Origin of the sequence: Kitasatospora sp. NPDC101235 (genome assembly GCF_044767505.1) — a bacterium.
In the GTDB taxonomy this organism is placed as follows: Bacteria; Actinomycetota; Actinomycetes; order Streptomycetales; family Streptomycetaceae; genus Kitasatospora.
Map to the genome: position 1 here is coordinate 38,449 of NZ_JBIWNZ010000036.1, position 23,075 is coordinate 61,523.

17 protein-coding genes are annotated in these 23,075 nt (G+C 73.5%); 15 read left to right on the forward strand and 2 right to left on the reverse strand.

All coding sequences use genetic code 11. From position 1 onward, the window contains the following. Positions 1-67: 67 nt before the first annotated feature. Positions 68-514, forward strand: a complete 447-nt coding sequence (locus ACIRRH_RS37960; protein WP_403076843.1) for an anthrone oxygenase family protein — start codon at positions 68-70, stop codon at positions 512-514. 723 nt (positions 515-1,237) lie between these two features. Here ACIRRH_RS37960 and ACIRRH_RS37965 read toward each other — a convergent pair. Next, the gene (locus ACIRRH_RS37965) at positions 1,238-1,477 is read right to left on the reverse strand and encodes a hypothetical protein (RefSeq protein WP_403076846.1); all 240 of its coding nucleotides are present in this window, start codon (positions 1,475-1,477) and stop codon (positions 1,238-1,240) included. Between the two features lie 278 nt (positions 1,478-1,755). Here ACIRRH_RS37965 and ACIRRH_RS37970 point away from each other — a divergent pair, with 278 nt between their 5' ends. The 12 genes from ACIRRH_RS37970 to ACIRRH_RS38025 all read left to right on the forward strand — a co-directional run bounded on the left by ACIRRH_RS37970 (position 1,756) and on the right by ACIRRH_RS38025 (position 18,078). Continuing rightward, positions 1,756-2,586 (forward strand): BTAD domain-containing putative transcriptional regulator, encoded by an 831-nt coding sequence (locus ACIRRH_RS37970; RefSeq protein ID WP_403076847.1) that lies wholly within the window; start codon positions 1,756-1,758, stop codon positions 2,584-2,586. 69 nt (positions 2,587-2,655) lie between these two features. After that, positions 2,656-3,291, forward strand: coding sequence for an NADPH-dependent FMN reductase (locus ACIRRH_RS37975; RefSeq protein ID WP_403076849.1), 636 nt, complete (start codon positions 2,656-2,658; stop codon positions 3,289-3,291). Positions 3,292-3,480: 189 nt separating this feature from the next. Continuing rightward, positions 3,481-3,684 carry an ammosamide/lymphostin RiPP family protein gene (locus tag ACIRRH_RS37980; RefSeq protein WP_374119991.1) on the forward strand — a complete coding sequence of 68 codons (204 nt, stop codon included), beginning with the start codon at positions 3,481-3,483 and terminating at the stop codon, positions 3,682-3,684. Then, positions 3,678-5,486 carry a hypothetical protein gene (locus tag ACIRRH_RS37985; protein WP_403076851.1) on the forward strand — a complete coding sequence of 603 codons (1,809 nt, stop codon included), beginning with the start codon at positions 3,678-3,680 and terminating at the stop codon, positions 5,484-5,486. Before ACIRRH_RS37980 ends, ACIRRH_RS37985 begins: the two co-directional genes overlap by 7 nt. A gap of 4 nt (positions 5,487-5,490) precedes the next feature. Further along, on the forward strand, positions 5,491-7,953 hold the full coding sequence (locus ACIRRH_RS37990) for a hypothetical protein (RefSeq protein WP_403076853.1): 2,463 nt from the start codon (positions 5,491-5,493) through the stop codon (positions 7,951-7,953). Continuing rightward, entirely contained in the window at positions 7,950-10,256 is a 2,307-nt protein-coding gene (locus tag ACIRRH_RS37995) for a lantibiotic dehydratase (protein WP_403076854.1), read from the forward strand. The genes ACIRRH_RS37990 and ACIRRH_RS37995 overlap by 4 nt, the downstream gene beginning before the upstream one ends. Positions 10,257-10,264: 8 nt before the next feature. Next, positions 10,265-11,725 (forward strand): hypothetical protein, encoded by a 1,461-nt coding sequence (locus ACIRRH_RS38000; RefSeq protein ID WP_403076857.1) that lies wholly within the window; start codon positions 10,265-10,267, stop codon positions 11,723-11,725. Beyond that, the gene (locus ACIRRH_RS38005) at positions 11,722-13,989 is read left to right on the forward strand and encodes a lantibiotic dehydratase (RefSeq protein WP_403076858.1); all 2,268 of its coding nucleotides are present in this window, start codon (positions 11,722-11,724) and stop codon (positions 13,987-13,989) included. Before ACIRRH_RS38000 ends, ACIRRH_RS38005 begins: the two co-directional genes overlap by 4 nt. Continuing rightward, positions 13,986-15,251, forward strand: a complete 1,266-nt coding sequence (locus tag ACIRRH_RS38010; RefSeq protein ID WP_403076860.1) for a metallopeptidase TldD-related protein — start codon at positions 13,986-13,988, stop codon at positions 15,249-15,251. Before ACIRRH_RS38005 ends, ACIRRH_RS38010 begins: the two co-directional genes overlap by 4 nt. A 1-nt stretch (position 15,252) precedes the next feature. Continuing rightward, a complete protein-coding gene (locus tag ACIRRH_RS38015; RefSeq protein WP_403076862.1) occupies positions 15,253-16,326 on the forward strand; it encodes a hypothetical protein in 1,074 nt (357 codons plus the stop codon). Continuing rightward, positions 16,298-17,401 carry an NAD(P)/FAD-dependent oxidoreductase gene (locus ACIRRH_RS38020; RefSeq protein WP_403076864.1) on the forward strand — a complete coding sequence of 368 codons (1,104 nt, stop codon included), beginning with the start codon at positions 16,298-16,300 and terminating at the stop codon, positions 17,399-17,401. Before ACIRRH_RS38015 ends, ACIRRH_RS38020 begins: the two co-directional genes overlap by 29 nt. Further along, on the forward strand, positions 17,401-18,078 hold the full coding sequence (locus ACIRRH_RS38025; RefSeq protein WP_403076865.1) for a VOC family protein: 678 nt from the start codon (positions 17,401-17,403) through the stop codon (positions 18,076-18,078). The genes ACIRRH_RS38020 and ACIRRH_RS38025 overlap by 1 nt, the downstream gene beginning before the upstream one ends. Positions 18,079-18,351: 273 nt before the next feature. On the opposite strand, the gene ACIRRH_RS38030 is transcribed toward ACIRRH_RS38025, so the two are convergent. After that, positions 18,352-19,551 (reverse strand): M20 family metallopeptidase, encoded by a 1,200-nt coding sequence (locus ACIRRH_RS38030; RefSeq protein WP_403076867.1) that lies wholly within the window; start codon positions 19,549-19,551, stop codon positions 18,352-18,354. Positions 19,552-19,670: 119 nt separating this feature from the next. Between ACIRRH_RS38030 and ACIRRH_RS38035 the strand changes: the two genes are divergently transcribed. Both ACIRRH_RS38035 and ACIRRH_RS38040 read left to right on the forward strand, forming a co-directional pair. Then, positions 19,671-22,199 (forward strand): lantibiotic dehydratase, encoded by a 2,529-nt coding sequence (locus tag ACIRRH_RS38035; RefSeq protein ID WP_403076868.1) that lies wholly within the window; start codon positions 19,671-19,673, stop codon positions 22,197-22,199. Continuing rightward, positions 22,196-23,053: a class I SAM-dependent methyltransferase gene (locus ACIRRH_RS38040; protein WP_403076871.1), complete on the forward strand. Its 858-nt coding sequence runs from the start codon at positions 22,196-22,198 to the stop codon at positions 23,051-23,053. Before ACIRRH_RS38035 ends, ACIRRH_RS38040 begins: the two co-directional genes overlap by 4 nt. The last annotated feature ends 22 nt before the right edge of the window (positions 23,054-23,075 follow it).

The window sequence follows — 23,075 nt, forward strand, 5'->3', positions numbered from 1 at the left end:
AAGCGAGCGGCAGTAGTACTAGCGTTGCCTCGTCAGCTAGCAGCGCTAGATTCCAGGAGGGGTCATCATGCTCAACGCACTCGAGGTCTTCACCACCGTGTCCGTCGGCGTGATGGTGGGGGTGGAGTTCTCCGTCGCCTTCGTCATGAAACGGATCTTCGACGCACTCCCCGAGGACAGCGGTCAGCTCGGCCGTTCCCACGGGGGCCGGATGCTCGGTGCCGTGATGCCGGTCTGGTACATCTCCTCGCTCGTCCTGGTCGCGATCTGGGCCATCGCCGGATGGCACCGCCCCGGCACCGGCCTCGTCGTCACCGCCGCCGCGCTGCTGATCCTCAGCGTGATCATGTCGCTCCTGCTGCTCGTCCCGATCAACAACCGGGGCAAGACGTGGACCCCCGAGAACCGACCCGAGGACTGGAAGGAGCAGAGCAACCGCTGGGACCGCTGGCACTACGTCCGCGTCGCCGTCATCATCGCCGCCTTCACCCTGCTGGTCGCCGCCCTCACCTGAGCCCGCGGGCCCTGCCGCAGCAGGTCGCAATGCCCCGCCACGGCGGGGCATTTCCCGTCGCTGCCCGCCCGGCCGAAACCGCCACCACACCCCCTCGAACTGCTGCCACAGCCGCACCGAATACGGGCCACACTCGCCGATCGACAGGTGAGGCTCGATGAACTCCCGTTCCACACCAGCTAGTTGCGCGCATGCAAGGCGATCCACCGGAACGGAGATCAGCGCGAGGGACCGGTAGCCCACTGCGTGGAGCCGGAGTTGGCGTGGGCGGTGCCGGAGGGACGCCCCTCGAACGTGGGCCGCTCCGGCACGCGGGCACCGGGGCGGCGCGGCACGGCCTACTCCTCCGGATGCTGCACGGAACGTGAGAACCGGCGGGCAGTGCCTCGCGCCGCTCGATCCTGCGGGGACGAACGACGGGCGGCTTCGATTCAACCTTCGGGGTGCGGTTGTTCGTCCACCCGGTGAGCCGAAACAGGCGGGCGCCGGGGCTGTGTCCGCTGTTCATCACTTGTTTATCCCCAGAAGCCAGAGTCATTCCTGATCTTCCTGACTCGGGCGGCCGGACGGCGCCTGGCATGCAACTCTGGAGAGACGAACATCATGCTGCGCAAGCTGCCTGGACCCGTGGTCGCCGCCGCTACCGCGACCGCCGGGCTCACGCTCGTCACACCGGCCCGGGCCTCCGCCGCCATCGCCACGGGGTGGAATGCGTCAGCGGAATCAGCACACCAACCGTGCGTACACAGACCCGGGCACGGTGATCAGCGGCGCCTTCTCGGAATCGACTTCGTGAAGTCGCTGATCGACAAGACCGGACAGCGCGCCGAATGTCGCGGAAACCGGGCCGAGTTGCCTGAGGGCCTGTCCAGGAAGCTGCGACACCTCACTGTGGGTGAGTGCGCCATCGGCATCCTCCGGCAGGGCAGGGGCTGCCAGGAGAGCATCCTGCAGAAGTCCCACTGCTTCGGCACCGTCCCGTAGGGATGCTCCGACGACAAGGCGCCGTGCGGCGGGTACGTCTTCGACTCCGGGCCGAACGGGAGACTCCGCTCCCGGCCGTCCGCCTGCCCGGCATCCTCCGAACGGTCGCGACGTTCTCGTACGTCAAGACATATAGGGGAGGCGAGTGGCCCCGACCCCGGTCGTACCGCCGGACTGCCTCCGCCGCAGGCCCGAACCGACCGACCGCGCCTGCGCGTTCGCATCCTGTTGCCCCCACGAAGGAGGAGGGTTTCCACATGGCCGAGATTTCCACACTTGCCGTCGTACGCTGCCTCGGCGGCTTTTCACTGGACTTGAGGGGACTCCCGGTCAGACGCTGGCGGGCCGGCAAGGCGCGCACGCTGTTCCTCTACCTCCTCATCAACCGGGGCCGTACGGTCGACCGCGACGAACTGCACGCCGCACTGTGGCCCGACCGCACCCGGTCGGCGGGCTCAAGCTCCCTCAAGGTCGCCAAGCACGCGGTGCAGCAGATACTCAGCGAGCAGCAGGCCGCGGGAGAGCAGCCGGCCGCGGAGATCGTCTTCAACGAGTACGGCTACTCCCTCAAACTCCATGACGCCTGGCTGGACTTCGAGGAACTCGAGCGGCTGTGCAACGAAGGGCACCGCGCGACGGCTCGCAGTGACCTCCACGCGGCCGCGGAGTACTACCGCCGCGCCCTGGCGCTCCACACCGGGGACTTCCTGCCCGGTGAGACCGCCGACTGGGTCAGGGAACAGCGGGACTGGGTACGGTCCCTCGCCCTGGGAGCGGCGGACTTCCTCCTCCAGGAGGCGCTGGACCGGGGCGAGCTGCCGGAGGTCATCGACATGTGCCGCCGCACGCTGGACATCGACCCGTACCAGGAGGACGTCTACCGGACCCTGATCCAAGTGCACGGCGAACTGGGGCAGTTAGGGCAGGCCAGGTCCTGGTACAAGCTGTGCTGCGCCCGGATGTCGGATGGCCTGGACATCGATGTCAGCCCTGACACCCAGCGGCTCCTGGAGCGAGTTCTGCGCACCCAGGACGCGCCCGCCCGGACTGCGGCCCAGACCTCCGGTCAACGCATAACCAGCACATAACCAGCGCATAACCACTGCATAACCGCCCTGTCTAGACTCCGAAATCCGCGACCGATCAAGGAGTTTGGGGTGGCCGTGCTGGAGACGAACCAGGGTTCCGTTCCCTCGGTGGAGAATCCCGGTGTTGGTGCCTCAGCCGACGCCGGGCCCCTGATCGTCGGCATCGGGGGCACCGTCCGCTCCGGTTCTTCGACGGAACGGGCGGTACGGGCAGTTCTCGCGGCCTCCGCGTCGGCGGGGGCCCGGACCCTGCTGCTGGGTGCCGACGAACTTCAACTGCCGCTCTACTCCCCGGGGGAGTCACTGCGCACCCCTGCGGCCCGGCAGCTCATCGAGGCCGTCGCCCTCGCCGACGGCCTGGTGATCGGCACGCCCGCCTACCACGGGGGCGTTTCCGGTCTGGTGAAGAACGCCCTCGACTACCTGGAGGACCTGCGTGAGGACGCGCGTCCCTATCTCCACGGCCGTGCCGTCGGCTGCGTCGTCACCGCACGCGGGGCGCAGGCCGCTTCGACGCTGGCGGGGCTCCGCTCCGTCGTGCACGCCCTGAGGGGCTGGCCCACTCCCCTAGGAGTGACCATCAACACGGAGAGCGTCACCCTGGCATCCGACGACAGCGACGGCGACCCGCACATCACCGCTCAACTGGCCACCGTCGGACGGCAGGTGGTCGAGTTCGCCCGGATGAGCACGCCGGTCGGCTGAGCCCTCGTCCCGGCGCCGTCCCGGTCCTCCGGGACTGCTGTGGGCCGCGCCGCCGGCTCCGCCGACCGCAGCCCTCCCCGTACGTCTGCCGCCACGATCCCGCCCACCCCTTTGGTTCCGGCTGCCCTGACACCGGATCCTCCGCATCCGCATTCCCCTGTCCGACCGTGATTCCGAATGGAGCGCGCCATGGAAGACACCGCGAAGTCCACAGAGCCCGAGGAGACCACCGAGGCTCTCGCCCCCGAGGCGGAGGCCGCTGAGGCGGAGACCGCCGAGGACACCGAACTGGACGCGCTGGACGAGCTGGACGACGTCGACTTCGACCTCGACGAGGTCGAGAACAAGATCGCGCCGCTCGCCCTCGCCACCACCGAGCCCTCCCGATGGTGACGCGGGCGGCCGAGGCGGGCCGCACATCCACCGAATCCGTCCTGGTCGACGTGAACACCGGCCCGGCCGCTTCGTACACGGGGCTGCGGGCGGGCATCAGCGCCCTGCGCACGGAGGGCGCCGACTTCACCGGGCTCGCGGCCCGGCACCCGTCCGAATGGGCGGAGCTCTTTCCCGCCGAGACCGCACCCGGCACCGCGCCGCTGGAGGAGATCGCGCTCGCGCCCTCCGAGCGGCGGCTGCACCGGGAGAGCGAGCAGGTCTACCGCGTGCTGACGGTGGCCGCCACCGCCCTCTGCGCGGGCAGCGCGCAGCTGGGCCGCCCCCTGCTGGTCAGGGGGATGGGCGGCACCGATCTGTCCTCGCTGCGCGGCTTCATGCGGGCCTTCGAGCACGCGCAGCTCGTCGAGGGCGCCGAGCTGCTGCTGGACGCGCCGACCTCCGTGCGTGAGCCGGTCGGCCGGTACGCCGACTACCGCGGGGAGCGGGTGCGGTGCCTGCGCCGCATGGGGCTGCCGGTCACCGAGGACGACCTGGTCGTCGACCTGGGCACGGCGTCCGACTCCGGATTCGTGCCGGTGTCCGAGGAGGGCGAACTGTTCCTGCGGGCGAGGGACTCCGAGAGCTCCGCCGCGGACCGGGTGGCCGCCGCACTGGCCTACTGCCGCAGGGCGTTCTTCTCCGCGAACTGGGAGGGTATGGCGGTCGTCGCCGACGAGGCGATCGGGCTGCTCGCCGGCATCCCCGAGTCGGGCGTACCCGAGCTGCTCGCCAGGGCGGAGCGCGAGGAAGAGCTCGTCCACGCCATCGAGTTCGAGACGGCGATCCTGCGCGGCACCGCCGACGTACGCGGCTTCCTGCTCAAGGTGCTCGGCATCCAGGCGGGTTTCCGCGGGGACCAGGACACGGCCATCGCCTGCTTCCGGGCCATCCGGGAGGACGCCGCCGGCCTCTCCCCGGAGCTGCGGGCCCAGTCGCACCTGTACTCCGCGCTCACCCTGTCCAAGCGCAAGAACCGGCTGGCGGAGGCCGTCGCCGAGGTGGAGCAGGGCTTCGAGGTCGTCGCGGAGCGTCCGGGCGAGGCCGAGAGCGTGCGCCGCGAGCGCGGCTGGCTGCACAACCTGCGCGGGCTGACCCTGTTCGCGGAGCGGCGGCTCGGGGCGGCCTTCGAGCACGAGAAGCAGGCGCTGGCCTGCATGGCGGGTCTGACCGACGCCAGTGCCGCGCATCTGCGGATCAACCTGTACTCGAACATCAGCGTGCTCCAGGAGAAGGCGGGCAAGCACGCCTCGGCGCTGGCGACCTGGGAGAAGTTCAAGCAGGCCACCGGCTCGTCGAACGCGGGCTTCCGCAAGCACCACGCGTACCGCAGCGCCGGGCTGCGGCTGCTCGTCGGCGAGCGGGACGCCGCCCTGGAGGACCTGGACACCACGCTGGTGAACGCGGCCGAGCTCGGTGACCTCTTCCACGAGACCGAGGTGCGTCTCGAACTGGGCATGCTGCACGCCTCCGGCGGTGACACGACGACGGGCGCCGAGCAGTACGAGCGCGCCGAGTCCGCGGCCCGGCTGCTGGGCGATCCGTACCGCATCGCGCTGGCCCAGGCGGGTCGGGTGATGACGACCGGCTCCGTCGCCGCGGCCGGCGCGGTGGCGGCCATGGCACCGCTGAGCCTCACCCGTCCCGGTGAGGCGGACGCCCTCGCCAAGGCCGTCGCCGAAGGCGCTGACCTGCAAGGGCTGCTGCCCAGGCCGCGGACCAAGCTCAACCGCCCGTTCGACCTGATCAACTTTCAGGACTGAGGCCATGACGGACCAAGCGACCCAAGGGGAGACGGGACAGCGGGCCGAGTGGCAGCTCTACGATCGACTGCTGCTGCGGAGGGCGGGCTTCGGTATCGACCTGCTGACCGCTCTCGGTGACGGGCCGGCGGGTGCCGCGGCTGCGGAGTACCGGGAGGCGGTGGCGCGGTTCGAGCAGAGCCGCGCCCGGCTCCAGGAGGCGATCGCCAAGTCCGTCACCGGCGCCGACCGCGAGCGGGACCGGGCCGAACTGCGCGAACTGTCGAAGCTGCGCGGCCGGGTGGGCCGGCGCCTGCCGGTGGATCCCGGCCCGCGCGGCGACGACGTGGCATCGGCGGTCGACGCCTACCGCGCGGCGCACTCCGCTCAGCAGCAGGTGGGCGAGCGGCTGACCACCGCCCTGGGTGAGGAGGTGCTGCGGCGGCCGGAGCGGGTCCGCGACCTGCTCCGCGACGAGCGGGTGTGCGACGCCCTGCTCCAGCTGTCGCCGTCCTTCCACACCGAGGCGGTGCGCTGGGTCGACGGCTGGCAGCAGCAGGACAGCGCGACGGGCCGCAACCGCGCCAAGGACCGGTCCTTCTACCGCCGTGTCTACCTGTACGGCCAGCGGCTCGGCGCGAAGAACGAGACGACCAGCTATTTCGGCCCGCTGGTGCACGGCCGGGTCGACCGTGCGGCCGAGGGCACCGCCCTCGGCCCCGAGACGGACGCCGGCTACCACGTCCTGGAGGCACAGACCGCGTTCTGGGCGGTGTGCGAGCTGGCCAAGCTCATCGGTACGGACCCACAGGTGCGGGACCGCCCGCCGGTGGCCTGGATGCCGTCCTGCCGCAGGGCACCGGCCGGGTCGCCGGGATCGGGGACGATCCAGTCCGCCGACGGCCGCCGGATCACTCTGTCCGGGGTGCGGTGGCAGCTCGCCGAGGCCGTCGACGGGCGGCGTTCCACCGTCGAACTGGCGGCGCTGGCAGGGCTCGACCTCGCGGAGACGCGCCGGGTGCTGGACCGGCTTCGGCAGGCGGGGGCCGTCCGGCTCTGGCCCGAGCCGCCGTCCACCGCGGCGCGGCCGCTGGACTGGCTGGTCTCCTGGGCCGACCGCTACGCGCAGGGCACCGCCTGGCCGGTACGGCTGCGGGAACTGCGCGATCTGGCCGACGCCTACGCGGCGGCCGAAGGCCACCGCGCGCGGGCGGGCGCGCTGGAGCGCGTCGAGGAGTGCTTCACCCGGCTCACCGAGGTCGACGCGCGACGCGCTGGCGGCCGGATGTACGCGGACCGGCTGGTGGTGTCCCTGGACGCCAAGGGCGACCAGAGCCCGGTGGTGATCGGTGGCGACGTGGCCGGGCACTGGGAGTCCGAGCTCAGCCCGGTGCTGGACGTGGCCGCCCGCTACGGCGAGCTCCAGCAGCAGGCTGCGGCCGAGCTGTGCACGCAGATCATGCGCGAGGCGGGCGGAGACGCCATGCCGTACGACGAGCTGATCCGCCGGATGCGCGCCTCGGTGGAGGAGGGCGGTCTGGACCGGCTCGCGGGACCGCTCATCGCGTTCAAGCGGGACTACGCGGCGCTGGTGGAGTCCGCCGTGCAGGGTCACGAGGCCCGGCTCTCCCCCGCCGAGCTCGCGGGGTTCGCGCCCGAGCCCGGCCGTCACCGTTTCGTCAGCCCGGACCTGATGCTGGAGAGCCGGGAGGACGGCGGCGAGCTGCTGGTGCTGGGCGAACTGCACCCGTACGTCTTCGCCTGGGGTTCACAGGGGCTGTTCAGCGACGAGCAGGACCGGATGCTGGGCGACTTCGCGGCGGGCCTCGAACCGTGGGGCGGCCCCGAGCGGCTGGCCACGGTGATCCGCCGCAGGCGCCACAAGGGCCTGGTGGCCGACTGGTTCCCGGGCCGCTTCATCGAGATCACCTCGGTGGCCACCGACGACCGGGAGCGGACCGTGCCGCTGACCGATCTGACGGTCGTCCTGGTGGACGGCACGCCCCGGCTGCGCACCCCGGACGGTGAACTGACCCTGTACGCCGGCGAGGACGACCATGTGCACCTGCGGGCCTTCGCCGCCCCCGGCGTGGGGTTGCCGCTGGTGCGGATCGGGGGCTTCGCGCCGAGGATCGTGGTCGGGAACCTGCTCGTGCAGCGGGCCCGCTGGTGGTTCGGCCGGGCCGACCTCGGGGTCGACGCGGCGCGCGACCCCGCCGCCGCCTTCCTCGCCGTCCAGTCGCTGCGGGCCCGGCACGGCGTGCCCCGGTTCTGCTTCGCCTCCCTTCCGCACGAACCGAAGCCGGTCGGGATCGACCTGGACAGTCCGCTGGCCGTCGACGCCCTGGTGGCGATGGTGCTGGCCGGTGACAGTACGGCCGTGTCGCTGGCCGAGATGAGGCCGGCGCCGGACGCGCTGTGGCTGCGCCACGGCGGGGCCCCTGTGACCTCGGAGTTCCGGATCGCCATGAAGAGGGCCGCGTCATGACACCCCATTCCGCCCGCTCTCCGCAGAAGCCGGAGTCTCGGCGGCACGGCTGGGAGCTGCTGCCCACCGTCGTCCTGCGCAGCGCCGGGTTCCCCTGGCAGATGGTCGAGCGACTGGCCTGTGAACAGACCCGTCTGCTCATCGAGGAGCTGTTCGCCCTGGAGGCCCGGTCGGCCGACGTGGCGTCACGGCTGAGCCCGGCGGGGCGGCTGTCCCGGGGCCAGCAGGCCAAGTTGCGCGGTCTGCGGCCGCTGCCCGCGTCGGACAACCTCCCGGCCGACTGGCTGGCCGAGTGGAACGCCGCGGCGGAGCAGGTGAGCGCGGTGCGGGAGCGGCTCACCGCCACCGTCGAGGCCGACACGGCGGCGGTCGACGAGGCGCTCGCCGCCATCCGCACCGATCCGCGGGTCAACGACGCCATCGTCTGCTCGTCGCCCGCCGTCCACCGCGATCTCGCACGGGGTGCGGGCGGCGGCCGGATCCGGCGCCAACTCGCCTCCTACGCACAGCGGCTGGCGTCCAAGAGCGAGACGATGAGCTTCTTCGGACCCATCAACTACGGGCGGCTCAGCCCCGGTTCGGACGCCGCCACGGCGCTGGACTGGGAGGGCCACACCGCGATCCGGGTCCGCCAGGCGCACACCGCGGCCCGGGTCAACGACGCCGTGCAGGACCTGCTGCTGGGCGATCCGGCGCTGGCCGAGCTGCTGGTACCGGTGCGCAAGACGGTGACGGGGACGCCCCGAGGTACGGGCGTCGGCGCGGCGCTGCTGCGGGAGGCCGACGGCGTACGGACGGTGGCCCGGATCGCGTCCGGGTGCGGTGCCGGTGTCCCGGAGGCGGTGGCGGCGTTCGCGGCGGCCGTGGCGAAGGGGACGCTGACGCACACCCTGTGCCCGCCGGCGACCGTGGTCGACCCGCTGCGCTGGACCGTGGAACGCATCGACGCCTCGGACCCCGAAACGGCCGCCCGCGCGGCCGGGGTTCGGGCCCTGCTGGTGAAGGTGCTCGGCCTGCTCGACGACTACCCGTCGGCGCCGCCCGAGCGGAAACTGACCATCCAGGCCGAGCTGGAGTCGCTGCTGCCCGTCACCGACCGCTCGGCGGAACGCGGCCGCTTCTACAACGACCGGGTCATCATCCACGAGGCCGCCGTCGGCACGGCCGAGCTGGAGGTCCGCGGGCCGCTGGCCCGCGACATGTGCGACGCCGTCGCGCCGGTGCTCGACCTGCTGGCCCACGAGGCCGAGGCGACCCGCCTGCGCACCAACCGGGCGGTCGCGGCACGGCTGGGAGCGGGCAGGATCCCGCTGCTGCGGGCGCTGCGGGAGTGCGCGGACCTCGACATCGAGCCGGGCGGAGCGCTCGGCGCCGAACTCGCCCGGGTGATCGAGGCCGAGGGCGCGGACCGGGCCGAACTCGACGTGGTGGGGCTGCTCGCCGCGCCCCCACCGCCCGCCGCCCCGGTGCTGTGCTCCATCGACGTCCTGATCGCGGCCCCCGACCTGGCCGGATACGAGCCCGGAGTGACCCCGCTCGTGCTCGGCGACATCCACGACGCGGCGCTGCTCACCCCGTGGGCGTTGCAGTTCCATCCGGACTCCGCGGCGCTGCTCGCCGAGCGGGACGCCGGGGTGCGCAGGGCACTGGGCGACCAGGTGGCCGTCAATGTGATCTCACGTCGTACGACCGGACTGCCGCCGCTGGAGTTCCCCGGTGTGGTGCTCGAACTGGGCGGCAAGGCCGGCCCGGACCGGGAGCGGATCGGCCTGGACCAGCTGTGGCTGGAGAGCGACGGCGAGGAGGTCGTCCTGCGCGGCGACACCCACCCCGGCCGGAGCCTGCTCTTCCACAACGGCGAGCTCGACACCGCCGTGCACACCGCGCTGGCGCTGCCCCGGATCCGCCGCCCGGTGCTGCCGGACCTGCCGCACGTGCCGCGGCTGCGCTGGGGCAACGTGGTGTTCTCGCGGCGGCGCTGGGCGCTGCCGAGCGCCGCGGTGCTGGAGGCGCACAGCAGCCAGCGGGAGGCCGAGCGGCTGCTCGCGTCGGCCCGGCTGGTGCGGGAACGGGGCCTGCCCGACCGCTTCTTCGTGAAGTCACCGGCCGAACGCAAACCGGTGTACGTGGACACCGCGAGCCCCGAGCTGCTCAAGGGCATGGCCCGGCTGGCGGGCACGGCGGAACAGCTCCTGGTGTCCGAGGCGCTGCCCGCGCCCGAGGACGCCTGGCTGCGGGACGGGGAGCTGCGCTTCGCCTCCGAGCTGCGCTGTGTGTACCTGCGGGGCGGTGGTGAGCGGTGATGCGCCGGGTGGTGCTCCCTCCCCTGTTCGATCCGAGTCTGGAACCGGACCTCGGACCGGACGACGAACTGATCGATGTGAACGCGCACTTCGTCGCACGCCTCACGGCCACCGGGACGCTCGCCGCGCTGGCCGACGACTACGCCCTCGGCAGGCGCGGCGGGACCGACCCCGCGGAGAACCGGGCCAAGGCGCTGTTCGCGCGGGCCGCCGCGCGGGTCACCGCGCGGGGCGGCCATGCCGCGGGCCGGCTGCGGGCCATGGGCATGGCGCTGCGGTTGGCCGGCGAGGCCGATCCGGCACTGCGGCTGGCCGCGGACGACGTGGAGCTCGTCGTCGGCACCACCGAGTGCGGGGCCGACGTGGTGCCGGCCGCCGAGCGGACCGAGCTGCTGGCGCCCGAGGCGCGGTGGACCCGTGCGGCGGCGCCGGAGGGGCGCGTGCACCTGGTGATCGAGACCGATCAGCAACTCCCGGCGGCGGCGGTGCTCCTGAAGGCGCTCGGCCCCGAACGGGTCGTGCTGTGCGGGCGGTTCGCCACCGCACACCGGGAGGCGCTGCGCGCGCTCGCCCCGTTCTCGGCGGTGGTGGGCTTCGACGACTGGGCCCCGGCCTGGCGGCTGGGCAAGGAGTGGTCCGGGGACGGCGCACCGGTCCGCTGGGTCCGCCGCGCGGCCGACTGGCAGGCCGGCGCCCCCTGGGCGGGCTGGCTGGCCCCGGACGAGGCGGCGGCGCTGCCCGTCGAGGCGTGGCGCGAGTGCCGGGGCGCGGCGCTGACCGTGGCGCGGCTGGCGTCCTGGGCCGAGGTGACAGGGGCGGACGGCCGCCGTACCGATCTGCGGCCCGTCCTGGGCGCGGCGGACGGGGCACTGCTCCGGGTCGAACTGCTCGTCGGGGCGCCCGGGGTGAGTGCCGAGGGGACCGGCACCGCGGCGCGGAGCCTGCTGTCCGGTCCGGGCCCCCGGCTCGCGGGGCTCAGCCCGTTCCGGCTGCCGGCGGTCCGTGACGGTGCGGCACCGCAGGCCTGGGACGGTGTGCCGCTGATCCGGCACGCGACCCCGGGGCACGACCTGCCGCGCTGGGACCGGTTCACCGCGCCCGGGACGCTCGACGAAACGGAGCGCACCGCGGCGATCGGCGTGCTCAACGCCGAACTCGGCGCCGTGGCCGACCTGTTCCCCGGCCGGTTCGCCTGCTGCGTGCTCGCCGCAGGGGACGGGACTGCGGTGTGGGAGCCGTCGGCCGCCGTCGTGGCCGGGGAGGGGCCTGGCCCGGACGGCCAGGGCCCGGGTTCGTTCGTGGTGAATCTGCGGACGGGCAGCGCGTTCCGGCTGCATCCGAAGCTGACGCCGGTCGTGGAGCGGCTCTCGTCCGGTGACACCGCCGTCCTGGACCGGATCAGCGATGGGGTCCGAAGGAAACTGACCGATCGGCTGGTCCAAGCCGGAGTGATGCGGAGGAGCCAGTGAGCCGACAGTGGCGCATCGGGCGGGAGTTCATCCTGCGCCATGCGGGAATGCCGTTCGACTGGCTGGAGGAGCTGGGCGCGCCCCGATCCCTGCTGGAACTCGCGGACGAGCTGCTCGACCGCGAGCGGACCGTCCTGGAGCTGGTGGAGGAGCGGTTCGACGGGTCCCGCGCCGAGTCGCTGCGGTCCGACGTGCTGCGCGGACGGGTGCGGCAGGTGCCGAGGTCCGGCGCAGCGGATTGGAGCCCGGCGGTGAGCGCCTGGGCCGACGCCTGGGAACGCTACGCGCTCGCCTGCCGGGAGGCCGACGAGGAGGCCGGCAAGCGGCTGCGGGATCTGCTGGCGGATCCGGGGGTCTCCGAGGCCGTGTTCCTGTCCAACCCGGACGCGTACCGCAACATGCTGCTCCCGCTGCTGGCGTACGAAGGCCCGCTGACCTCGCGCTGGCGCCGGGTGCGCCGGCAGATGTTCACGTACGTGCAGCGGTTCTGCGCGAAGAACGAGACGGTGAGCTTCTTCGGGCCCATGGCGTACGGCACGGTGGGCGCGGGTGAGGGTGCCGTCCTGCGCGACGACGCGCCCCGCGTCCGCCGGGTGTTCTTCTCGCACTGGGCGGCGCGTGCGCTGGCCACGGCGATCGCCAGGGACCCCAGGATCCTTCCGCATCTCGCGTTCCATTCCACCGGGCGTGGTGAAGCGGTGCGGGAGCCGCTGCTGCTGCTCGTGGCCCCGGAGGGAACGGTGTTCCGCGACGTGGTGCGCGCCGCCGGGCAGCCGGCCCGCGAGGTGGCCAGGACGCTGATGCGGCTGGTGGCCGAGGAGGCCGTCACCATCGGTCTCGGTGGCGGCGACTACGACCTGGAGCCGCTCGCGACCCTGCGCGAACAGCTCTCCGCGCTGCCCGCCTCACCGGCACGCGAGCTGTGGCTCGGCCGGATAGCCGAACTCGCCTCCCTCATCGGCGACTTGGCGGAGGTGCCGCTGGAGCGCAAGGCGGCCGCCGTCGCCGCCCTGGAGAACCGGTTCACCGAGTTCACCGGCAGGCCGGCCAGGCGGGGCGCCGGTGCGGCGTACGCCGACCGCGCCGTGTTCTTCGAGGAGTGCGCGTCGCCCTTCGCGCTGACCCTCGGCGCCGGGCTGATCGGCGACTGGGAGCGGCAGCTCGCCCCCGTGATGGAGGTGTGCACCGCGCACGGGCACGCCGCCCAGCGCGCCGCGGCGACCGCGGTGCGCGAGGCCTTCACGGACGGCTCGGCCGGTGGGCAGGGCGTCGAACTGGACCTCCTCACGTACGCGACCCGTGCGGCCGCGAGCCGTTCCGACTCGACCAGCACCTTCCAGGCGGCCCACGCGCCGAGCTACCCCGGCGCCGACTGGCGGGCCGAGGTCGAGCGGCTGACCGGCGAGGCCGGGGCGCTGGACGGCGACCGGTACGCGGTCATCGACCTGTGCCCCGCCGCGCCGGACGCCTCCGGGCTCGGCGCCGCCGCCCCGCTCGTACTCTCCCGCGCCCACCACCATCTGCTGGTGCGCAGCTGGCTGGGCACCATGCATCCGGATCCGGACCGGCTCGGCGCGGACGCCGCCGCCTGGACGGCGGCGCAGGACGGCACGGTCGTCGGGCTCGACTTCGGGCGCCGCAACAAGGGCTACTACCGGTTCCCCGGCCCTGAGGTCGCGATGCGCCCGCTGACCTGGACCGACCACGATCAGCCGGAGCTGCTGAAGCCGGAAGACCTCACGGTCCGCATCGGGCCGCACGAGGTCACCCTGCACGATCCGGACGGCAGGACGGTCAGCGCGTACGTCCCGTTGAGCGACTTCGTCAAGTACGCCCCCATCGCCGCCCTTTCGCATCCGCAGGTGCTCCACCCCACCTTCACCACCGAGGACGCACAGCCCGAAGTGGCCCTGGGGTCGGTCGTCCTGCAGCGGTCCCGGTGGCAGGTGCCCACCGCGGCGCTCGCGGCACCGGAACCCGAAGCGCGGTTCCTCGCGCTGCGCAGGCTGGCCCGGGACACGGGGACACGGTTCGTCTTCTGCCGCAGCGCCCACGAGCGCAAGCCGTATCTGATCGACCTGGCCTCACCGCTCGCGGCGGACCTGATCAGCCATGTGGCGCGCGACGCCGAGCAGTTGGGCGTGGAGCGGATGGCGCCGGGACCGGACGAGCTGTGGCTGCGCGACAGCGAAGGCCGGCGCTACACCAGCGAGCTGCGGATGCAGATCATCGGCAGGAGCAGCGGCGGGAGCAGCACGCGATGACGCACACCACGCTCTTCGCCGAGCACTCGCTGCGGATGCGGGCCGATGTGCTCCCGGACGGCACCATCTCCACCGAGCGGACCTCGGTACGCGGGATGAGCGTCGAACGGCACCTCGCCCGGGGCTTCACCGAACACCGCTTCGCCGACGGCGACGACCTGCTGGCCCCGGGCGCCGCCGTGGCGAGCCCGGAGGCCGCCGACGCACTGCGCGAGGTGCAGGAACGGCCGCTGTTCGAGCTGACCCCCGAGCTGCGCGCCGAGCTCGCCGGGATCGCCGGCGACACCGGCGCGGAGCTGACCCTGGGTGTGGCCCAGCAGCACGTCGCCGCGGGCGGCACGGAACGCGTCGACACCACGGAGCGGATCGTCACGACCCTGGAGACCAGGCTGACCGGTGACGACGGCACCGTCCACTCCCGGTCGCTGCTGTGCCCCCCTGCGGGGTCCGACCCGGACGGGCTGAGGGACGCGGCCGTGCGGACGGCCGATGCGGTGCGCGAACGCCTCGCACTGCCGCTCGCCACCGAACTCCCCGACGGCGCCGACCTCGTCCTGCTGCCCGGCCTCGCCGGGGCGTTCTTCCACGAGATCGTCGGCCACCCGATGGAAGCCGACGTGGTCGCGTCCGGAACGAGCTATCTCGGGGCGCGCGCCGGACAGCCCGTCGCACCCGCGTGGCTGTCGGTGCTCGACGGCGGTGCGCACGACGGACCGGGCTACCGCAGTCCGTTCGACGACGAGGGCACCCCGTGCCGCACCCTGCGGCTGATCGACCGGGGCACGGTGGGGCAGCCGATGACCGACCGGGCGCTCGCCTCCCTGCTCGGCGGCGGCCCCGGCACGGGCCACGGACGCAAACAGAGCTACCGGCATCCGGCGATCCCCCGGATGACCCACACCGTGGCCGTGATCGATCCCGCGGCCGAGCCGGAGCCGCCCACGGGCGACTGGATCGCCCCGTACGGGCTGCGGCTGGACATGATGAACATCGCCTCGGGCGCCTTCGTCTTCCACGCCCCGTTCTCCCTGCTGCACCGCGCCGACGGCAGCACCGCCCGGCTGGGCCCGCTGACGGTGACCGGTGACGGGGCGCGGGTGCTCGCGGGTCTGCGGCCCTACGAGCACCGGGTCGCCGCCTATCTGCGGGCCACCGGAGGCTGCGGAAAGCTGGGGCAGTACCCGGTGCCGGTGTCGTTCGCGAACGCCGGATTCCGGCTGCCGGCCGGACTCGTCGGGCTGCGGGCGGTGGCCCGTGGCTGAGATGCGGACACGTGCCTCCGGAATCGTCACGCCCACCCGCGGCGCGCCGCGGCTGACCGTCTCGCTCGACACCCTGCGCGTCGAACGGGACGCGACGGGCCGGGTCACCGGCTCCCGGCGGGTCGCCGGGCCGACGGACCAGGACGCGGGCAAGGAGACCGGGCTGCTGCTCACCGAGGCGGCCGAACGGACGGCGTCGGTCGTCGCCGGACTCCAGAGCGCGGTGGCGCAGGTCCACGAGTGGCGTGACAGCGACGGTCTGCCGGTGTCGAGGCGGGCCGAGTTGCTGGCCCGCGTCGAGACCCCCGGCGGTCCGGTGCTGCTCGGGACCAGCAGCCAGGGGGATCCGGCCGCGCTCGTGGAGGCGCTGCCCTGGGACGAACTCGGGGCGCTCTCGGAGCCGTTCGTGTCGGCCGACCCGCCGGACGACTGGCGCGAGCGGCCGCTGCTGCTGCGGCCGTCCGCGGCGTCGGTGCTGGTGGCCGGTGCGGCGTTCTCCCTGACCTCGCGCGGGGGTCGCGCGACCGCCGGCCGGCTGGCGGGGCGGCGCGTACTGCCGGGGCTGACGCTGACCGACCTGCCGGCGGCGCCGCCCGGGTCGGGACGGGACGACCGGGGCGACCCGGCGCTGCCCACCGTCCTGGTGGACGGCGGCCGGATCTGTCCGCCGCCCCCGCTCGCCGAGGGCATAGCGCCCGGCCGGGCCGTGTGGGACCACGACACCGGCGGGTTCGGCCCGCCGCCGCTGGCCCGGCTCGAACTCGACGGCCCGCGGGCCGAGGTGCCCCCGGACGCGGTGGAACTCGTCTGGTGCGTGGAGGGACTCCAGCGCTACCACGGCGACGGCACCGTCCGGCTCCAGTGCCTGGCCAGGGTCGCGGACCGGCCCGGCCGCTGGTTCCGCCTCGCCCTGAAGGGCAAACCCGTCCATCTGCTGCGCCAGGCCCGCGGCCTGGCCGGCCCACCCATGGCTGTCCACAGCGACAGCGACGTGACCACCCGCTCGCTGGTACTCGCCGGCGCGGCCGAAATGGAAGGTGCAGGACATGCCGTCGTCACCGTCATCAACCCCTGACTTCACGCTCATCGGCGGAGGCATCGTCGGTGCCTGCCTCGCCGAGGAGTTGAGCGACAGCGGGGCGTCGGTCCGCGTCCTCGACTCCGGTACCGAACCCGGGCACTCGACCAACCGCGCGGCGGGCGTGGCGGTCCCCTCGCTGCGCTACCTCACCGACCGGGAGTTCTACGACTGGCTGCGGACCGCCAAGCGGGACCTGGACGCCGATGTCGCCCGGCTGGAGCCGGAGTACGGCGCGTTCAGCGTGGCCAGGCCCATCCTGCGCGCCCTGCGCGAGACGGACGTGGAGGCCCACGGCGACGTGCTGGACGGCCTCGGCGTCGGCGACTGGGTGGAGGGCGACGCCCTCGCGCAGGCCACGCCCGGGCTCAAGCTGCCGACCAGCAGGCGCTACCTCCTCGACCCGGACGGGCTGATGATCGACGGCCGCCGCTACCTGGACGCCGTACGGCGCCGGTGCGTGGCCCGGGGCGTCGACTGGCGGCAGGGCGTCACGGTGCGGGAGGTGCGCGAGGAGGGCGCGTCCGTCTCGGTGGTGACCTCCGACGGGACGCTCGGCGCGGACCGGGTGGTGATCACCGCCGGCGCCTGGAGCTCAGGCAAGGGCCTGGCCGAGGCGACCGGGATCGGGCCGCAGCGTGGGCAGATGGCGGTGCTGCGCACCGACGAGGAGCTGAACTGCATCCTGTCCTCCGCGTACTACCTCGCGCCCGGCGTCGGTGACGACGTGATCGTCGGTGCGACGGAGGAGGACGCGGGTTTCGCCGAGCACGTGACCACCCAGGGCATCGCGCATCTGCTGCGGTTCGCCACGACCGCCATGCCGGGGCTCGCGGAGTCGGTGCCCGTGGAGCTCCGGGCCGGGCTGCGTCCGGTGTCCGGCACCGGACGGCCGCTGGCGGGCGCACTGCCCGGCCACGAGCGGATCTTCCTGTCGGCCGGCCACGCCGGGCACGGGCTGCTCTCGGCGCGCGCCACCGGCAAGGGCATGGCGGCCGGCCTGGTCGGTGACGACTGGGACGCCCTGCCGTACAGCATGTGCCCCTCGCACGCCCTGGGCGGTGCCTCCTGATGCGCATCGACCATGTGATCCTCGGCGCGCGGACCATCGAGCCGCTGCGCGAACTGCTGTGGGACCAGTACGGGTTCGGCATCACCGACGGCAGCCCCAACCCGGACGGCACGGCGAGCTGGGTGGTGCCCTTCGACACGCCCGACGTGCAGTACCTGGAACTGCTCGTCACCCACGACGAACGGCAGCTGGCGAGCGAGGACTTCGGTCGGCTGTTCCTGGAACGGACCGCGGACGGGCCGGACTTCCTCAACTGGGCGGCGCTGACCGACGACATCGAGTCCACCGCACGCGAGGTGGAGACGGTCACCGGAGCGGATCCGGACCTCTTCCGCGGCGAGTCGGTCCGCGCCGACGGCCGGCGTGTGCCGTGGGCGGAGGCGGCGTTCGACCTGTCGTGGCGCAGCCGGGTGCTGCCGTTCTTCCTGAGCTACGGCGACCCGGAGGCGCGCGCGGCACGGGTGCCGGGCGATCTCAAGGCGGCCGGGCACCGGGTGTGCCCGAAGTCGCTGCGGCGCCTTGAGACGGGCCGGGCGCGGGAGCAGGAGCGGGACTGGGCGCACCGGTGGCCCGGACTCGCTGCGCTCGACGTCGTCGTCGACCCCGCGGCCGGGCCCCGCATCTCGGCGGTGCACATCGACACCGCCGAGGGCGAGACGGTGGTGCGGCTTCCGTGACCCCCGCACGCCCCGCACCCGTGGGGGCATCGGGCCACCCCGGCCGCAGCACCGCCGCAGCCGGGGCGTGGGGGGCGGCCCCGGCCGGGGGGGGCGGGCGGGGGGGGGGGGGCGGGCGGGGGGGGGGGGGCCCGGCGCGGGCGGCGGGGGGCGGGGGCGCACACGCGGACACACCCCCCCGCTCTCCCGACCTCCGGGGCCCCCCCCGCCCGCCCCCCCGCCGCCGCGGGGGGGCCCGCACCGCCCCGCCGGGGCCGGCCCGGACGGCGGCGGTCAGCCGGCCGTGCGGTCCGCGCCACGGCGGGCCGCGTGGGCCGCGAGCAGCCGCTCCCGGGCCTGGTCGTCCTCGGCGGCCTGCGCCGCGGTCCAGGCCAGTGCGACGGATGCCTGGAGCAGCGCCCGGTCGGCGGCCGGGGTCACGCAGGCCCGGGCGAACTCCGGCTGGTGGTTGACCGCGCCGCCGCTGTCGATGCCGATGCTGGGGTGCACGCTGGGCAGGACACGGCTGACGTTGCCCATGTCGGTGCTGCCGGTGGGCATCGCGCGCTCCTCCTCCGGGGACACCAGGGGGCGGCCCAGTTCGGTCGCCGCTGCCCGGTAGGCCGCCACCAGGAAAGGATCGTGGGCCAGTTCGGCGTACGCGGGTGTCGAGCGGACCTCGTGGGTGCAGCCGGTGGCGACGGCACCGCCTTCGAAGCAGGCCCTGACGCGTGCTTCGAGACGCTCCAGGGACTCCATGTCGGCGGCGCGCAGGTTGTACAGGGCGCTCGTGTGCGCGGGGACCACGTTGGGTACCTCGCCGCCCCGGGTCACGATGCCGTGCACCTGCTGCCGCGGCTCGAAGTGCTGGCGGCCCACGCCGACGGCGACCTCCGCCACGGTCAGGGCGTCGGCGGCGTTGACGCCCAGGTGCGGGGCGAGTGCGGAGTGCGACTCGCGTCCGGTGTAGCGGACTTCGAGCTCGACCAGTGCGAGGGGGCGGGGAGCGCAGTTGTCCTCGGGGGCCGGATGGACGAGCATCGCCATCGACACCTCGTCGAAGACACCGGCCTCCAGCATGGTGATCTTGCCGCCTCCCTCCTCCTCGGCCGGGGTGCCCAGCACCATGACGGTGATGCCGAGTTCGTCGGCCACGTCCCTCAGCGCCAGGGCCGCGCCCACCGACGAGGCGGCGATGATGTTGTGTCCGCAGGCGTGGCCGAGGCCCGGCAGGGCGTCGTACTCCGCACACAGCCCGACCGTGAGCGGGCCGTTGCCGTAGCGGGCGGTGAACGCGGTGTCCAGGCCGCCGGCGCCGGGCACGACGTCGAATCCCTCGTCCCGCAGCAGGCCGCTCACCTTGGCGGCGCTGCGGTGCTCCTTGAACGCGGTCTCCGGCTCGGCGTGAATACTCCTCGACAGTGCGATCAGTTTGTGTTCGGCGCGGTCGACGCTTTCGCGGCAACCACGCATGATCCGAGACGAGATTCGCATCTTCTCTTTCCCCTCCGCATTACCTGGCTCGTCGTCGGCTGGACGGCCGGACAATTTCCGAGCCTTTTCCTTCCTACCGGAGTCTCCGACGAAAAGCGAGACCAGTCTGGAGAATTGACATGGCGTCACTGACATGGAGCGTGCGGGCGGGGAACGGGGAACTCTCGGTCGAGATGATGCCCTGGTCGCTGCTGCGCGCGACCGGCTTCCCGGCCGCGCTCCTGGACGGGCTCGCCTCCGGGGAGCTGCTCGGCACCGCCGCCGGTGTGCTCGCGGCGGAGCAGGCGCTCGCCGCCGAGCGTGCGCACTTCCTGGACCGGCTGTGGCCGGGGCTGCGGGAGGCCGTACGGACGGTCGAACCGCGCCAGCGGTCGCTGCGGGCCCTCCAGAGCTGCCGCCGCCTGGTGGACGAGGGCGCGCCCCTGGACGAGCGGTGCGCATCGGTCCTCGCGGCGACCGGCGCGCCGGACTGGGCGCCGCGCTGGAACGCCCTGGTCGCCGCGCTCGGCGAGCGGCTGGCGGCAGCCGGGACCGAGCTGGAAGCGGCACTGCTGCGAGCCCGGCTGCACACCGCGCAGGCCGCCGGCCGCGACGACTTCGGGCACGCCGTGTTCGTGTCGAACCCCTCGTTCCACCACACGGCCCTGGAGACACCGCCGCTGACGCATCCGGGCTGGGCGCAGGCGCGGGACGAGGGCGGCGCCCTGCCGCGGTCCCTGCGCCGTCAGGTCGACACCCTGCACCGCTACCTGCGCCGGTTCGCAACCAAGTGCGAGACCGTCTCGTTCTTCGGCCCGGTGCTGTTCGGCCGTCTGGTGCCGGAGCAGGACGAGGCCCTGCTGGTCGGCGCGCCCGGCCGCGAGAAGGTCGTGGTGGAGGCGAGTGCCTGGCTGGTGGAGGAGCTGCGCGAGCAGGCCGCCCGTGAGGTGCCGCTGACACGGCAGCGCGTGTGGCCCAGTCCGCTGTTCCGCCGGCCGGACTCCTCCCCGGTGCTGGAACGGACCGTGGACGGGCGCAGGTTCAAGGTCGCGGCGCCCGCGCTGGCGCTGTGGAGTGCCGCCTGCGCGGCGCCGGGGAGCCGGCTCGACTCGCTCGTCGGCGCCGCAGGTCGCGTGCCGCCCCCGCATCAGGCGGGGGCGGAAGACGCGTACGCGGCCAAGCTGGTGAAGGCACTCGGACCGGCGCTGGTCGTCTCCCCCTGGCGGCTGCCGGCCACCGAGCTGCACGCGCTGACCAGGCTGGCGGCCGAACACCCCACGGACACGGTGGTGAACCTGGCGGAGGTCCGCGACAAGTACGCGGAGGCGGCCTGGCCCGAACGGGCGGCGCACCTCGTCGCCGTACGGGCGGCCCGCGCGCAGGACGGCGGGCAGGTGTCGCAGGACAGCGGCCGGCACTACGCCGACCGCGAGCTGTTCCACGAGGACAGGTCGAGTCCGGTGAGCGAGCGGGTCGGCTTCGGGGCGCCGATCGTGGAGCGCATCCGGGAGGTCACCGAGGCGGTGTTCCCGCTGACGTTCCTCGCGGCGCTGCTGGCCAGGGAGGACGCCCGCGACGCCTTGCGTGCCGAGCTGGGGGGCGCCCCGGCGCCGCTTGCCGCGCTGGCCGTACGGGAGATACCCGCCCGTTCACCGCGCCGCGACCGGCTGGACGCGGCGCTGCGCCGACTGGTCGGGCGGGCCGTGGAGGCCGCGGGATCGGCCGACGGCCGCCCGCCGGTCGTGGAGCTGAGCCGGAGCGAGCTGGCCGAGGCGCTGGCGCCGCTGTGGGACACCGTGTCGTACGGCCCCGATGACGCGTGCCTCCCGAGCCCCGACCTGATGGTGGCGGGCCCCGACCCGGCCACCGCCACCTGGGTGCTCTCGGAGCTGCACGACGACTGCAGCTCGATCTTCGGGGGGCTGGAGCGTCCGCTGCACAGCGACCCGGACGGGCTGTGGGGTGGCTTCACCGAGCGGGTGGCGCGAGCCGTGCCGCCCGGGACGGCCGCGACCATCGTCTCGCGCCGTCGCAGTGCCCATGTGACCCCCGAACTTCCCGGTGCCGCCATCGAACTGAGTGGCCTCTCGGGCAAGGACCGGGCCGATGTGGTGCCGATCGCGGACGCCGTCGTGCCCGCTTCGGCCGACGCGGTGGTGGTGGACGGCCGGCGGCGGCTGCTCTACCCGGGCGACCTCTCGTCGACGCTGCACCGCGCGGTGTCCAGGCCCGCGCTGGTCCCGGTGCCGGTCGACCTCGGGGCGTACACCCCCAGGATCGTCGTGGACGGTGTCGTGATCCAGCGTGCCCGCTGGCGGCTGAGCATTCCGGAAAGGACTCCGGAAAGGACCGGGGACACCGTCACCCAGTGGTTGGCCGTGCAGCGGCTCCGGGCCGCCCAGGGAATTCCGCGCCATGTCTACGTGAAGCATCCGGCCGAACCCAAGCCGCTGTACGTCGATTTCGCCGACCCGCTGTCGGTGATCGATATCGCGCGACTTCCCGAAGGGGAAGTCGTCGTGTCCGAAATGCTGCCCACCCCGGACCGGTTGTGGTGGCGCGTGGCGGGCGAAACGCATTGTGCCGAATTCCGTCTCGGCTGCATCGTGCGGCCGGTGACATCCGACAATCCGCAGTCCCAGGAAGAGCAGGAAGAGAGCGCGTCATGACCGAGGACCTCCGCATCACCTCACTGGTGAGGGACGCATACGACAAGGCCGCCGAGCAGTACGAGTCCGCAGGTCAGATGATCTTCCATCCGCTGGGAAAGATGATCGCCGACACACTGGAGCTCTCGCCGGGCGAGCGGGTGCTCGACATCGGCTGCGGGCGCGGCGCCTGCCTGTTCCCGATCGCCCACGCGGTGGGGCCGGAGGGCTTCGTGCTCGGCTTCGACCAGGCCCAGGGCATGGTCGACGCCTGCACGGCGGACATCGAGGCCCGCGGGGTGTCCGGCTGGGCCCGCGCGGAGCTGGGCAACGCCCAGGACTTCGCCTTCGCCGAGCCGTTCGACGCGGCCAGCGCCGGTATGGTCCTGTTCCTGCTGCCGGAGGCGGAGAAGGCCCTGTCCTGCGCCGTCGCGGCGCTGCGCCCCGGGGGCAGGTTCGCCGCGACCACCTTCCCCACCGAGAACGGCAGGCTGGCCGCGGGCTGGGAGTCCGCCGAGATCCTCGCGGGAGTGCTCGCCAAGTACCTCCCCGAGGGTGTGGACGACCCGTGGCAGGTGGTCCTGGGTCTCGGCGGCCCGCTGGTCAGTGAGGAGTCCACGGCCGCCGCCTTCCTCGCCGCCGGCTTCAGCGATGTGCGGATCCGCCATGTCCCGGCGGACTCCCGCTTCGAGACCATCGACGACTACCTGGCGTGGACCAAGACCGTGACCACCCGCATGCAGTGGGACCTGGTGCCTCCGGAGCGGGTGGCCGAGGCGACCGACGAGGCGCGCGAGGCGCTGCGGGTGCTCGCGGGGCCGGACGGCTCCCTGGAGTTCTCCTGCCCGACCAGGACCGTGCTGGCCGTTCGCTGACGGCACGACCGCAACCGTCTGA

Excerpts from the sequence above, each read along its gene's own strand:
- ACIRRH_RS37960 (WP_403076843.1), top strand. The coding sequence starts at position 68 with ATGCTCAACGCACTCGAGGTCTTCACCACCGTGTCCGTCGGCGTGATG.
- ACIRRH_RS37970 (WP_403076847.1), top strand. The coding sequence starts at position 1,756 with ATGGCCGAGATTTCCACACTTGCCGTCGTACGCTGCCTCGGCGGCTTT.
- ACIRRH_RS37980 (WP_374119991.1), top strand. The coding sequence starts at position 3,481 with ATGGAAGACACCGCGAAGTCCACAGAGCCCGAGGAGACCACCGAGGCT.
- ACIRRH_RS37985 (WP_403076851.1), top strand. The coding sequence starts at position 3,678 with ATGGTGACGCGGGCGGCCGAGGCGGGCCGCACATCCACCGAATCCGTC.
- ACIRRH_RS37990 (WP_403076853.1), top strand. The coding sequence starts at position 5,491 with ATGACGGACCAAGCGACCCAAGGGGAGACGGGACAGCGGGCCGAGTGG.
- ACIRRH_RS37995 (WP_403076854.1), top strand. The coding sequence starts at position 7,950 with ATGACACCCCATTCCGCCCGCTCTCCGCAGAAGCCGGAGTCTCGGCGG.
- ACIRRH_RS38010 (WP_403076860.1), top strand. The coding sequence starts at position 13,986 with ATGACGCACACCACGCTCTTCGCCGAGCACTCGCTGCGGATGCGGGCC.
- ACIRRH_RS38015 (WP_403076862.1), top strand. The coding sequence starts at position 15,253 with ATGCGGACACGTGCCTCCGGAATCGTCACGCCCACCCGCGGCGCGCCG.
- ACIRRH_RS38020 (WP_403076864.1), top strand. The coding sequence starts at position 16,298 with ATGCCGTCGTCACCGTCATCAACCCCTGACTTCACGCTCATCGGCGGA.
- ACIRRH_RS38025 (WP_403076865.1), top strand. The coding sequence starts at position 17,401 with ATGCGCATCGACCATGTGATCCTCGGCGCGCGGACCATCGAGCCGCTG.
- ACIRRH_RS38030 (WP_403076867.1), bottom strand. The coding sequence starts at position 19,551 with ATGCGAATCTCGTCTCGGATCATGCGTGGTTGCCGCGAAAGCGTCGAC.
- ACIRRH_RS38035 (WP_403076868.1), top strand. The coding sequence starts at position 19,671 with ATGGCGTCACTGACATGGAGCGTGCGGGCGGGGAACGGGGAACTCTCG.
- ACIRRH_RS38040 (WP_403076871.1), top strand. The coding sequence starts at position 22,196 with ATGACCGAGGACCTCCGCATCACCTCACTGGTGAGGGACGCATACGAC.